At 60.3% G+C, this 12,578-nt stretch carries 11 protein-coding genes and 2 pseudogenes; all 13 read left to right on the top strand.

The features are described from left to right. Nucleotides 1-4 precede the first annotated feature (4 nt). Nucleotides 5-832, top strand: a complete 828-nt coding sequence (locus LZ017_RS18440; RefSeq protein ID WP_241398378.1) for a thymidylate synthase — start codon at nt 5-7, stop codon at nt 830-832. A gap of 292 nt (nt 833-1,124) precedes the next feature. Next, on the top strand, nt 1,125-5,324 hold the full coding sequence (locus LZ017_RS18445) for an RHS repeat-associated core domain-containing protein (protein WP_241398379.1): 4,200 nt from the start codon (nt 1,125-1,127) through the stop codon (nt 5,322-5,324). A gap of 243 nt (nt 5,325-5,567) precedes the next feature. Then, nucleotides 5,568-5,984 (top strand): DUF4329 domain-containing protein, encoded by a 417-nt coding sequence (locus LZ017_RS22350; protein ID WP_374109948.1) that lies wholly within the window; start codon nt 5,568-5,570, stop codon nt 5,982-5,984. After that, entirely contained in the window at nt 5,981-6,325 is a 345-nt protein-coding gene (locus tag LZ017_RS18450; RefSeq protein ID WP_241398380.1) for an NTF2 fold immunity protein, read from the top strand. The genes LZ017_RS22350 and LZ017_RS18450 overlap by 4 nt, the downstream gene beginning before the upstream one ends. 187 nt (nt 6,326-6,512) lie before the next feature. Next, a complete protein-coding gene (locus LZ017_RS18455; RefSeq protein WP_374109951.1) occupies nt 6,513-7,136 on the top strand; it encodes an RHS repeat domain-containing protein in 624 nt (207 codons plus the stop codon). A 414-nt stretch (nt 7,137-7,550) separates the two neighbouring features. Then, nucleotides 7,551-8,654: an RHS repeat domain-containing protein gene (locus LZ017_RS18460; protein ID WP_241398381.1), complete on the top strand. Its 1,104-nt coding sequence runs from the start codon at nt 7,551-7,553 to the stop codon at nt 8,652-8,654. A gap of 1 nt (nt 8,655) precedes the next feature. Then, nucleotides 8,656-9,189 (top strand): hypothetical protein, encoded by a 534-nt coding sequence (locus LZ017_RS18465; protein WP_241398382.1) that lies wholly within the window; start codon nt 8,656-8,658, stop codon nt 9,187-9,189. A gap of 52 nt (nt 9,190-9,241) precedes the next feature. After that, on the top strand, nt 9,242-9,751 hold the full coding sequence (locus tag LZ017_RS18470; RefSeq protein WP_241398383.1) for an RHS repeat-associated core domain-containing protein: 510 nt from the start codon (nt 9,242-9,244) through the stop codon (nt 9,749-9,751). Then, nucleotides 9,736-10,089: a hypothetical protein gene (locus LZ017_RS18475; protein WP_241398384.1), complete on the top strand. Its 354-nt coding sequence runs from the start codon at nt 9,736-9,738 to the stop codon at nt 10,087-10,089. The genes LZ017_RS18470 and LZ017_RS18475 overlap by 16 nt, the downstream gene beginning before the upstream one ends. A 507-nt stretch (nt 10,090-10,596) precedes the next feature. Then, nucleotides 10,597-11,496: an RHS repeat-associated core domain-containing protein gene (locus tag LZ017_RS18480; RefSeq protein WP_241398385.1), complete on the top strand. Its 900-nt coding sequence runs from the start codon at nt 10,597-10,599 to the stop codon at nt 11,494-11,496. Nucleotides 11,497-11,749: 253 nt separating this feature from the next. Further along, nucleotides 11,750-11,923, top strand: coding sequence for a hypothetical protein (locus LZ017_RS18485; protein ID WP_241398386.1), 174 nt, complete (start codon nt 11,750-11,752; stop codon nt 11,921-11,923). A 125-nt stretch (nt 11,924-12,048) separates the two neighbouring features. After that, nucleotides 12,049-12,264, top strand: a pseudogene (locus LZ017_RS18490) (transposase); the annotation flags it as partial. A gap of 97 nt (nt 12,265-12,361) precedes the next feature. Then, nucleotides 12,362-12,517, top strand: a pseudogene (locus LZ017_RS18495) (integrase core domain-containing protein); the annotation flags it as partial. Between the last annotated feature and the right edge of the window lie 61 nt (nt 12,518-12,578).

Genomic DNA, 12,578 nt, shown 5'->3' on the forward strand with positions numbered 1-12,578 from the left:
CACGATGACCGAATCCGCCCCGTCCCCCCGCCCCGTGCGCCGTCAGTACGAGGACTTCATGCGCCATGTGTTCGAACACGGCGTGGACAAGGCCGACCGCACGGGCACCGGGACGCGCAGCGTGTTCGGGCACCAGATGCGCTTCGACCTGTCCGAGGGCTTCCCGCTGGTGACCACCAAGAAGGTCCACCTGAAATCCATCATCCTGGAACTGCTGTGGTTCCTGCGCGGCGACAGCAATGTGCGCTGGCTGCAGGAACGCGGCTGCAGCATCTGGGACGAATGGGCGCGCGAGGATGGCGACCTGGGCCCGGTCTACGGCGTGCAATGGCGCAGCTGGCCCAAGCCCGATGGCGGCCACATCGACCAGATCGCCGAGGTGGTGCGCCAGCTCAAGACCAACCCCGACTCGCGCCGCATCATCGTCAGCGCCTGGAACGTCGCCGACCTGGACCGCATGGCCCTGATGCCCTGCCATGCCTTCTTCCAGTTCTACGTCGCCCAGGGGCGGCTGTCCTGCCAGCTCTACCAGCGCAGCGCCGACATCTTTTTGGGCGTGCCCTTCAACATCGCCAGCTATGCGCTGCTGACCCTGATGCTGGCCCAGCAATGCGGCCTGGAGCCCGGCGAGTTCATCTGGACCGGTGGCGACTGCCACATCTACAGCAACCATGTGGAACAGGTGAAGACCCAGCTCGCGCGCGAGCCCTTCCCCTACCCGACCCTGCACCTGCGCCGCCAGCCGGCCTCCATCTTCGACTACGAGCTCGACGACTTCGAGCTGCGCGACTACCAGCACCACGCGGCGATCAAGGCACCGGTGGCGGTGTGAGCGGCCAGGCGGCGCTGCGAACACCGTCTTGAGCAACGGCACCGAGAGGCGCTTCACGCGATGCTCCTGAGGACTGGCCCGTTGCGGCGCCTGGGGCGAGCGACTTGCCATGCGCCGTCGGCAGGCAACTGACCGACTGCACAGGTGTTCGACCGCCCCCCATCAGAGGGAGTGCAAGAAATCCACCTTCACCGACACTCGGGCGCCACGGCATCGAACAACATCCATCCAGCCGTGAGCGTTTCAAGAACTCCCGCCAGCAACTCTTGGACGGGAGTCGAAGGGAGGAGCCATGACAAACCCGCATCGCCAGCGGACACTGGACCTGCTCAGGCAGCGGATCGGTTTTCTTGACCGTTGCCTTGGCCCGGGAGGGCCGTCAAAGTTTCCGTTCACGACGGCGCGCCGTATGTCTTCGCTGTTCAGTCTGACAACGGCCTGTTGGGTTTCGCTGATCGCGACGCAGGTCTGCGCCCAGGTGCACCGACTACCGCCTGTCGAATCCAGCGGGTCTTCGTCTCCAAGCTTTTCGTCGCTCAATTTCGGACTCTCGCTGGGCGTAATGAGCGTTCCACAACGCCCCGTGCCGAGGGAGCGTGACGAAACCCGCGCCAAGGGAGATCGCTTCAAGCCCCAAAGCGACAAGAACTCCACGGAAGACAGTTGCGACCAGAGTCCCGTCTCCGGCATGCCGGTCATCCTTGCAACCGGCGAGAAAATCCTTGATGAGCGCGACTTCGAGCACAAGAGCCTCCCAGAGTTGTCAGTGGTGCGGCACTATCGGTCGCAATCGACAGCACCATGGCATTTCTCTTTCAGACAGCCTCTGATCAGCGCGAGGCCGGCGACCCAACCCGGCGTCGATGCCGCATTTGGTTGGGTGCCCGACTACTTCGACTTTCAGCAGCCCATGGGCTCGTCGAAGAGGTTTATCGTAGATGCCAGTTCGACGGCGGCCGAGTATGTGTACCGTCACTCGGATCGGACCCTGGCAGACTCACCCGCCACGGTGCGATGGAACGCCTCCGGCATTCGGTACACCCGCTATGACGGCACCGGATACACGTTTGCGCTGCCGCCGCCCAGGCAGACGACCCGAAGGCTGCTGACCACCTTCGACCGCAGAGGAACGGTTCTTACCTATTCCTACGACACCTCGGGCAACCTGCACCGCATGACTCACCGGACGGGCCAGTTCCTCGAACTGACTTGGTTGAATGGAAATATTACCGAGCTGAGAGTCAACGGCAATTTGATCGCGCAGTACACCTACACAGGGAACAAAGTACAGCGAGTGACCTATGCCGATGGCCGCTCCATCGACTATCACTACGAGGACAGTCGGAACGGCAACTTGCTTACAGGCTATTCCGCGGGTGGTCTGCGCATGACCCACTATGCCTATGCGCCCTCCCCAACCTACGGCGACGCGGTGTATGTGACGGTGAGCAGCGGGGACGCCGATGGCGAGAACCTCGATACCTTCGCATACAACTCAATGACAACCACCCAGACCACGAAGTCCGGGCATTCAACGACTTACACCTTCCAGCAAGTCGGAAACGCGAGCTTCAGATCTCTGATCCGGACAGACTCTCTCCAATCGTCAACCTGCGCAGCGTCAAATGCCACGCAGAGTTATGACACGAATGGCTACCCTGCGCTCTACGTGGATCACAACGGTGGCACCACGGACTTCGACTACGACGCCAAGGGGCAGCTTGTTCGAGAGGTTCGCGCCAAGGGAACGCCGCAGGCCGTAACGCTTGTCCACCAGTACAACGATTTCGGTCGCATTCAAACTGAGGTCTACGACGCCTCCGGCGTGCTGCTACGCACCGATCAGTGGGCCTATTACGGAACGGGGTTGCCGATGGGTTTCTTGAACTGGGAGCGCACCATTGACGCAAAGAGCGGCACCATCCGGCAGCGAACCTACGACTATTCATTCCACCCCAATGGCCAGTTGGCTACCTCGTCGGTCCATTGGCCGATTCCTGGCGGCACGGCGCAAGCCGTGGTGTCCTTCAACACGTCCGGCAATGTCAGTTCGACAACGAACGCGGCCGGCCATGTGACCACCTACAGCAACCACATTCACGACGGCCAACCCGGCCGGATCGTCGACCCCAACGGCGTCGCCACCGACTATGGCTATGACGCGAGGGGCAACCTCTTGTCCTTGACGTTGAGGCTGGGGTCGGGCGACCGGACAACGACGCTGGCCTACGATGCCCAACGCCGCGTTCAAAGCATCGCGCACCCAAGTGGGGCCATCGACCACTACCAGTACAGCGCGAGCGGGCGGTTAAAGGCCAAGGGTGACGCGCTGGGCCACTATGTGAACTACGGGCTGGATACCCATGCGAACACACTGACCGAGACTTCTTCTAGGCATGTGGCCTCGGTGAGCGGAGGCAGCCCCGTAGCGGTTGCATCGGGCGACTTTATCGCCAGCCTCACGCGTGACAGCCTTAACAGACCCTATCGGAAGCGAGGCAACAACGGCCAGTGGTGGGACTATCGCTACGACAACAACGGAAACCTCACATCGATCACAGATGCGGCGGGGAGGACCTCCTATCATGAATACGACGCTTTGGACCGCCGTACCAAGACGACGTCTGCAGACGGTGGAGTCAGTTGGACAGGATATGACGCATTGAACAACGTCATTTCCGTTCAGGATCCGCGTGGTCTGCGCACCGACTTCAGTTACAGCAGCTTCCGGCAACCGCTGACGCGGTCCGGTCCGGATACGGGAACGACGACTTACAGCTACGACATGGCCGGCCGGTTGAGCCAGGAGAGCCGAGCGAACGGGCTTGTCATCACCTACACCTGGGACGCGCTGGACCGCCTGAAGACTCGCACGAGTGCGGGTGTCACTGAGACTTTCACCTACGACGAAGGCCTCTTTGGCAAAGGCCGGTTAACCCGGATCGACGACGCCACAGGCCAGACCCGCTATCAGTTTGATGCCGCCGGCGCACTGCTGAGCCAAACCAGCACCATCCATGGCGTCAATTACACCCTCCAGTGGAGCTACGACGCCGCGGGACGTCTGACGGGCCTCAGCTACCCGGGAGGCGTGAGCCTTGGCTACGCCTATGATGGGTACGGACGGGTCAGTGCCATGACCAGCCATCTCAGTGGCTCTTGGGCCCTGCTGGCGAGCCAGTTGCTATACCAGCCGGCCACGGGAACGCTCTTCGCCTGGCGCTTCGGCAGTGGTCATGTCAGGTCAAAGACTCAGGACACAGACGGCAGAATCGTTCAACTTGCCACCAGCGGGCTGCACAGCCTCGATTACACCTACAACAACACCGACACCATTGCCGGTGTCTCGGACGGAATCTATCCAGCCTTGACCAGCGGCTTCCAGTACGACGCGAGCGACCGCCTGTCGGTGGTCCACCGTTCCGGAGATTCACAGGCCTTCGCCTGGGACCACGTGGGCAATCGCACCTCGCATGTGCGCGCCGGCTCGTCGAACACCTACTCGCTGGACTCGAACGGCAATCGGGTGCTCGCGCTCAGCGGCAGTCACCCACGGACTTTCGGCTACGACGCGGCAGGCAACCTGACAAGCGACGCTCGAAGCGATGGCACGAGGACATTCAGGTACGACGCGTTCAATCGTCTCGGCGAGATCTATCACAACGGCCAGAAGATAGGCGACTACCGCAACAACGGACTGAACCAACGGACCTACAAGGCAGCGGGCGGCATCGAAACGCGGTTTGTTTATGCGGCCGATGGGCGCCTCTTGTACGAGCAAGGCGCGCATACTACGGCCTATGTTTGGCTGGGCGCAGAGTTGCTCGGCATCCTTCGAAGCGGAACCTTCTATGCAAGCCACAACGACCACCTGGGGAGGCCAGAGGTGTTGAGCGACAGCGCCGGGGCCGTCTCATGGCGCGCCGAAAACGCAGCCTTCGACCGCCGCGTCGTGGTCGACACCATCGGTGGGCTGAACCTCGGGTTCCCCGGCCAATACTTCGATACGGAGTCAGGGTTGTGGCAGAACTGGAATCGGTACTATGAGGGGGCTCTGGGGAGGTATACCCAAAGTGACCCGATTGGCTTGGCAGGGGGCATCAACACCTATGCATATGTGCGAGGGAACCCGGTGAGTCTCGTGGACCCGACGGGGTTGCAGCCGCCGGCTGGCGCGATTGCCTTTCGCGACTTCATCCAGAGTATTTTCCCGCCGTCGCGAGACCCTTCGTTGCGCCCTGACGGACTGCCGTGCGGCTATGGTTGCGGTGATGCCAAATCGGATGCATTTGTGCCTGACTTTTTCCCGAAGGCATGCGAGGCGCATGACCAGTGCTATGGCGCCCAACGGGGAAAGGCTGCGTGCGACGCCAAGTTCAAACAGGATATGAAGGCTGAGCGCCCAGACATGCCGATTACAACTTTGATTTACTTCAAGGCTGTCGACTTGTTTGGAGGCGATGCATACAAGGAAGCCGGAAGAAAGCCATGAGGCTCGCACGTCTTGTTAGGTTGATTGACGCACCCCTCTTCGTAGTACTGTGCATCGCGGCCATACCTGTAGTCCTGTTGAGACTCTTTGGGTTTTTGTTCTTTGCTAGCACGATTTCGAACTGGGCTATCGTCCCTGCGATTGTGCTGGCAGCACTCTTGGCTGTGTCCCGCGCATCGCAACCCGTACGCCGAGTTTGTTCCGTCGCCTTGGTCCTTTTCTATTTGTGCAGCGTCTACTTTCATGGATGGGGGAGTCTTGTGGCTAGGCTTGCCGAGGGGCGTGACGGCTTGTACGAAGGGATTGAAGGAACGCTGGTTCTTCTCTTGGGATTGCACTGCTGGGTGCCGCGTGAGCGTGACGAGGGCATCTGACTACTACGACGCCGGCTACTTGGATGGGACGTATACCTACTCGGCACCTGTGACAGGCACGTCGAGCAGCATTCCCGGATTCCCCAGCGCGCCGTCGAACGTGGCTGGTTGGTATCACACCCATGGAGCATATAGCTCTGCGCACAATAACGAAGTATTTTCTGGCAGCGATAAGTCGATTTTGAATCGCAGTGGCATACCTGGCCACCTCGGCACTCCATCTGGCGCAGTGAAGAAGTACTCCCCGACCACAGGGGATACGTCAAGCATGGGAGGCTGCCCATGAAATCGCATCTTCGGCGTCGGCGAGTGGGTGTCGTCCCCGCTTTGGTGTTCCTTGCTCTCGTGCTGAGCGTTTTTACGACTACAGGAGCGCTTGCTTCGCAGCACAAAGTCTCCGGCAATTTGGTCATGCGCACAGAGACAGCAATTGCTATCGCAAAGGCAGTCGCTGAAGAGACCTACGGCGCGAAGAGTATTGCCGCGCAACTGCCGCTCGTTGCTGTTAGAAAAGGCAATACCTGGCACGTGTCTGGCCAACTGCCTGCGGGAATTCCTGGGGGCGTGGTGGAGGTGTGGGTTGCCGTGAGTGACGGGAGAGTCATTCGGTTAACCCATGGCAAGTAGGCGACCTTGATGAGGTAGCGCAGGTCGAGCGAGCCGTCTGTCGCTACAGGGAACAAACCCTTTGCTCACTGCCATATGACCTGCTCGGGAATTTCGAGACAGTAATTCCTAGAAGACGGCGGCCGATGGGCGCCTCTTGTACGAGCAAGGCGCGCATACTACGGCCTATGTTTGGCTGGGCGCAGAGTTGCTCGGCATCCTTCGAAGCGGAACCTTCTATGCAAGCCACAACGACCACCTGGGGAGGCCAGAGGTGTTGAGCGACAGCGCCGGGGCCGTCTCATGGCGCGCCGAAAACGCAGCCTTCGACCGCCGCGTCGTGGTCGACACCATCGGTGGGCTGAACCTCGGGTTCCCCGGCCAATACTTCGATACGGAGTCAGGGTTGTGGCAGAACTGGAATCGGTACTATGAGGGGGCTCTGGGGAGGTATACACAAAGTGACCCCATCGGGCTCGCGGGTGGCATTAACACGTACGCCTATGTCGAGGGGAACCCGGTATCCAACGTTGACCCAACCGGGCTCATCAACTATCAGGCGCAAAAGTTTCTCGACAAGCTCTTTGGGCCCAAGCCTGACACGTCAAAGTGCGTGACCGCTGAGTGCGTTGCCGGCTTGCTGCCCGCACCATCAGAGAACCGGACCCAGTCTCAAGTAGATGCCGGTCAATGCAAGCTGGTCTGTCAAATTTCAATGTCGCCCGGCGTGGCGGCTTGCAATGCAGTTGCTGGCGGGGGACTCGTTGGTACGGCTGTGGGTCAAGCTACCAAAGCGGGCGTCTGTTCCATGGTCTGTGGAAATGGGAAGTAGAGTCATGAAACTTGCCCCAGGCTGTCCCAACTGTGGATTCCGTTCCTCTAGAGCGCTCTTCTTTCCGCGATACACCTGCCCGCATTGTTCGAAGTCGATTCGCAGCAATCTCCGAACAGTGGGGTTCTTGGAATGGGTGGTTGGGGCTCCACTGCTTTTCCTCGTCGCAGGCGGTATTGAACGAAGCATATTGCCTGGCTGGTCATTTGGCGCGATTTCAGCCTTGTTAATTCTTCCCCTTCTTTGCCTTCACTTGGCGATAGTGGCTAGATTTCTAGCGCTGCAGGCCGATGGTGAGACCGCCGGGCCCCAAAACTCGGGCTCCTAAAAATCTTCAAATCTAGGGAGTCCGTCTTCTTCATCAGCCCGCAAACCCACCGTTCCGGAGATTCACAGGCCTTCGCCTGGGACCACGTGGGCAATCGCACCTCGCATGTGCGCGCCGGCTCGTCGAACACCTACTCGCTGGACTCGAACGGCAATCGGGTGCTCGCGCTCAGCGGCAGTCACCCACGGACTTTCGGCTACGACGCGGCAGGCAACCTGACAAGCGACGCTCGAAGCGATGGCACGAGAACATTCAGGTACGACGCGTTCAATCGCCTCGGCGAGATCTATCACAACGGCCAGAAGATAGGCGACTACCGCAACAACGGACTGAACCAACGGACCTACAAGGCAGCGGGCGGCATCGAAACGCGGTTTGTTTATACGGCCGATGGGCGCCTCTTGTACGAGCAAGGCGCGCATACTACGGCCTATGTTTGGCTGGGCGCAGAGTTGCTCGGCATCCTTCGAAGCGGAACCTTCTATGCGAGCCACAACGACCACCTGGGGAGGCCAGAGGTGTTGAGCGACAGCGCCGGGGCCGTCTCATGGCGCGCCGAAAACGCAGCCTTCGACCGCCGCGTCGTGGTCGACACCATCGGTGGGCTGAACCTCGGGTTCCCCGGCCAATACTTCGATACGGAGTCAGGGTTGTGGCAGAACTGGAATCGGTACTATGAGGGGGCTCTGGGGAGGTATACCCAATCGGACCCGATTGGACTGGTCGGCGGTCTGAACACTTACGCATATGTGGGTGGAAATCCGGTCAGCGGCATTGACCCGACTGGATTGGCGCAATGTGACATTGACGCAGCGGTGGCCATTGCAAATGGACAAGGAATCAATACTGGCGAAGGCCCCCCAATTGTTGATATCCCCACCTTATCGCGGCGTGCTGGCTACGCTAGCCTGAGAAATCAAGGAAACTCAATAAACATTAGCGGTCGAGACGGACGGATACATCTAAATAAAATGTATCTCGCTGACAACTTATCGGCCGCAATGAGTAAAGACCTCTTGGATACCGTCTTCCACGAAGGGCTTCATTTCACTGAGCCGTGGATTATGCAGGGGCCAGACAATAACTATGACCATGCATTCATAGTTCCAAAAGCAGCGCAATTGACTGCAAAAAGTCTGGGAAAGTATAATGCGCTAAGAAAGAAGCTTTGTAAGTGCGAGGAAAAATAAGATGCATTCCAAGCTTGTGCGGAGTATGGCCTTTCTCTTCGTTGGCCTAGAGATTTCGTTTGCGGCCGTATCACTTCCGTCCAGCGATTCGGGGATGCGCTTCTATTCGATTTCCTGTTTGGGCGGGAAAGGATACAAGGTACGCAATTCTCCCGACGCTTCATCTAATGGAATTCTTGGAGCGTTCTTGGCGGAATCGGATGCGGATGCAGTTGCGCTAGAAATACAAAGGCGGTTTATTGGGAATCGCGGAGTCGATGATGAAGAAACCGAATTAATTGGATTGGACTTGTCCGGCTATCTCGATTCGGGTAGAAATATTGCGTTTTCCCCCGCGCGTGCAAGATTTGCACTGTCGGATTCTTTGGGCAAGGTTGGAGGAGCTTGGCAAGTGAATCTGAAGCTTTCACGTCTAACCATACGACGGTTGGATGATGGCTTGATATTGCTTAGCGGAAGTCTTGTAGTTGCCAACAGTGAGCGCCCAAATGACAAGAAGTCCGTCCTAAAAGTTTCCTGCATCATTCCTTCTTAGCGAAGCTAGAAGGTAGGCACTGCGTCTACGATGCCTTCTGTCCAACTGAGATTTGAGGGTCGAGAACTACACACAATCTGACCCCATCGGCCTGGAAGGTGGCATCAACACGTATGCATATGTGGGCGGGAACCCGCTGAGCTACGTGGACCCCAATGGCTTGCAGGCTTCCGGGGGCGGCGGTGGGGGCTCCGGTCCGTGTTTCGACTTCGACAAGTTCGCAAGTCAGGTCGAGCAGAACCGTTCCAGCACAGCCGCCGACTTGGCCGCCCTCGCAAGCGCGGGAGCGGTCGGGACGATGCCAAAGACTCCAGGTGAGCTTCGAGGCCTCGGTGTGCCAAAGAGCGAGCTGAACCCGTACACAAGCCAAATGAGCCGTTGGTCAAGCCGATTGGGCGTGCGTGAACTCCGCGTGCTGGGCCGCACCGCTGCGGGTGTGGCACTCGGTACCGTTGCCACGGGCGCGCTCATCTTCGATGGCTTCTACAACTGGGGAGTCATCGGCAAGGCTGCGTGGGATGCAACGTCGTCAGGAGGGAGCTGCGGATGTGGTTCAAAGTGAAAAAGCCCGCGACGGCGGTTCCTTCGGAAGAGGTTGTTCGCCGGCACTCGCTGCGGCATCTGGCCGAGGTGTTCGGTGTGTCTGAGGCATCGCTCTCCCTCGATGCCCGCTTCGGGCAAGAGCTGAAGGCGAACCCGGCCTCCGACTTCAAGGCGAACCAGTTCGACATCGTTGACGGCGACATCAAGGATGTCGCTGACAAGCGGCTTCTCAAAGAAATGGCGCAAGGGAAGCTGGTCATCCGGACTGTCGGCGACTACTGCGAGCACATGGTCCGGTGCAGCAGCATCAATCCCGAAGAGGTCGTTCGCGTTCTTCGGCTGCCTGCGACGAAGTAGCTGCTTGCGGTGCGGTGAGCCCCGGGTCCAGGCTGGCCGCGAGGCCACCCGAAGGGCTCGGCCTTGACGCGGAGGCGTGCCGCTCGACGCTCGCCGTGGGCGGTGCATGCAGACGAAGTGGCATACACCGCTGACGGCAGAGGGCGACTCGCTCCCTTCCCTGGGAAGGGCGGGGGGATGGGTTGGAGCCGCTGCCGCAGGACAGCGGGCAGGTCAGGCAGGCGCCTGGCCTGACGCGAAGGCGCACCCGCCCCCAGGCGGGTTGCCGCAGCGCTGCGGGGGCCGACCTTGTTCAGGCGCGGTCCAAGCGCCGGTTCGCGCCCACGCGAAGAACGAGGTTGGGGTGCAGGTCAGCGAAGCGACCGAAGCCCGCCGCTGACGAAGCGCAGCGCAGGAAGCCACCCTGGATGGCGGTGAAGCGTCCAGCGCAGAGCCAGGGCAACGGCACGTTGCACAGGCGCCCGACAGCTGGGGTGGCTCCCTGCGCGGGCCGCCGACGTTCAGGCGGTGGTTCGTGCAAACGGCCAGAAGATAGGCGACTACCGCAACAACGGACTGAACCAACGGACCTACAAGGCAGCGGGCGGCATCGAAACGCGGTTTGTTTATACGGCCGATGGGCGCCTCTTGTACGAGCAAGGCGCGCATACTACGGCCTATGTTTGGCTGGGCGCAGAGTTGCTCGGCATCCTTCGAAGCGGAACCTTCTATGCAAGCCACAACGATCACCTGGGAAGGCCAGAGGTGTTGAGCGACAGCGCCGGGGCCGTCTCATGGCGCGCCGAAAACGCAGCCTTCGACCGCCGCGTCGTGGTCGACACCATCGATGGGCTGAACCTCGGGTTCCCCGGCCAATACTTCGATACGGAGTCAGGGTTGTGGCAGAACTGGAATCGGTACTATGAGGGGGCTCTGGGGAGGTATACACAAAGTGACCCCATCGGGCTCGCAGGCGGCATCAACACCTATGCCTACGTGAGTGGCAATCCGGTAAGCCTCGTGGACCCGACGGGGTTGCAGCCGCCGGCGGGCGCGATTGCCTTCCGGGACTTCATGCGCAGCATCTGGCCCTCGCCAGGGGTGACCAACCAAGTTTCCGGTGCTACGCAGGACTTCGTGCGCAACTACAGCGACATGAGAACTGTGAACACGATTGGCGCTGACAAGTACTTCCACTGCAAAGCGAATTGCGAAGCAGCCCAACGAGGACGGGTGGGCGAGAAGACGGCATGCGTTATCTCGGATACCCGTGAAGCAGTTGACCAGTACATAAAGATGGACCCGGCGAGCGCTTCGCAAGCGGACCAAGTTGCGAACATGGCTGGCCGGTCAGGCGCAGCTTCCGGACGTGCCTGCGAGGCGGTGTGCAGTGGCTTCCGGCCTAACGGGCTGTCGGGCGCGTACTGACATGAAGCGCTCATCGCGTGTTGGCCTTCTTGCTGTTCTGGCAGTAGCGCTCATTGCAGCCGGCGTATGGATAAAACGTGAGTTATCTATTGATAGCTGCTTGGACAGAGGCGGTCGATGGAACTACGAGACCGCTGTATGCGAAGGAGCGTCGGAATAGGCGATTGCAAGTCGCTACAGGGAGCAAACCCCTTGCTCCCTGCCATGCACCTGCCACCCGACCCCTCCTGTGCCTTATCGACGCTGACGGCCCATGCCTGTGCGGCTGCTCACCGACGACGGCCACGCCGACCCGTCGCTGAGCGGCACGCCGCACGGCGTGCTCGCCGAGTTGGCCGAGGCCCTCCACGCCAGCGCTTGGCGCCTCTCCGAACGCGAGCAGTGCCACCTACAGCAGTTAGTGGCCTTGCAACGCTGGCGGCGCTGAAAGCCTGCCGGCTGCTCGGGGCAGGCCCCGTTGACGGCAGAGGGCGACTCGCTCCCTTCTGAGAAGGGCGAGGGGATTGAATCACCTCGGGTTTCAAGGAGGCTCCAACTCTGGAGAATGGAGCCATGAAGAAGTCCGCGGAGTTTTCGCCCGAAGTGCGCGAGCGCGCCGTGCGCATGGTGCTGGAGCACCGGGCAGAGCACCCATCGCAATGGGCCGCCATCGAGTCCATCGCCGACAAGATCGGCTGCGTGCCACAGACTTTGCGCGGATGGGTGAAGCAGCACGAGGCCGATGCCGGCCAGCGCGATGGCGTTTCTATAGTCGAGGCACAACGCGTAATATGCGGCCCGGATCTGACTTCGAGACCAGGGCCGACCGGCTTCATCGGGGCCAGGTCTGGACAGCGCCTTGCTCACAGAAATCCGGACAGGCCTCGACGAACGGCTCAACCGGGAATGGTTCCGCACGCTGGCCGAAGCCAAGGTGCTGGTCGAGGCTTGGCGCCAGCTCTACAACGAGCGCCGGCCGCACAGGGCCTTGGGCTACCCGCCCACCCGCTGCGGTTCGCCGCGAGTGGTCCGACACCGATAACATCACCCCGAGACTCACCGCCTGAGTGGCTACAAGTTCCGTAGGCAGGTCACAGGAATCG

It is taken from the genome of Pelomonas sp. CA6 (assembly GCF_022549225.1).
Taxonomy (GTDB): Bacteria; Pseudomonadota; Gammaproteobacteria; order Burkholderiales; family Burkholderiaceae_C; genus Roseateles.

Bases quoted from the DNA above. Each gene is read 5' to 3' on its own strand.
- LZ017_RS18485 (WP_241398386.1), top strand. From the start codon at position 11,750: ATGCCTGTGCGGCTGCTCACCGACGACGGCCACGCCGACCCGTCGCTG.
- LZ017_RS18465 (WP_241398382.1), top strand. From the start codon at position 8,656: ATGCATTCCAAGCTTGTGCGGAGTATGGCCTTTCTCTTCGTTGGCCTA.
- LZ017_RS18450 (WP_241398380.1), top strand. From the start codon at position 5,981: ATGAAATCGCATCTTCGGCGTCGGCGAGTGGGTGTCGTCCCCGCTTTG.
- LZ017_RS18445 (WP_241398379.1), top strand. From the start codon at position 1,125: ATGACAAACCCGCATCGCCAGCGGACACTGGACCTGCTCAGGCAGCGG.
- LZ017_RS18440 (WP_241398378.1), top strand. From the start codon at position 5: ATGACCGAATCCGCCCCGTCCCCCCGCCCCGTGCGCCGTCAGTACGAG.
- LZ017_RS22350 (WP_374109948.1), top strand. From the start codon at position 5,568: ATGGATGGGGGAGTCTTGTGGCTAGGCTTGCCGAGGGGCGTGACGGCT.
- LZ017_RS18475 (WP_241398384.1), top strand. From the start codon at position 9,736: ATGTGGTTCAAAGTGAAAAAGCCCGCGACGGCGGTTCCTTCGGAAGAG.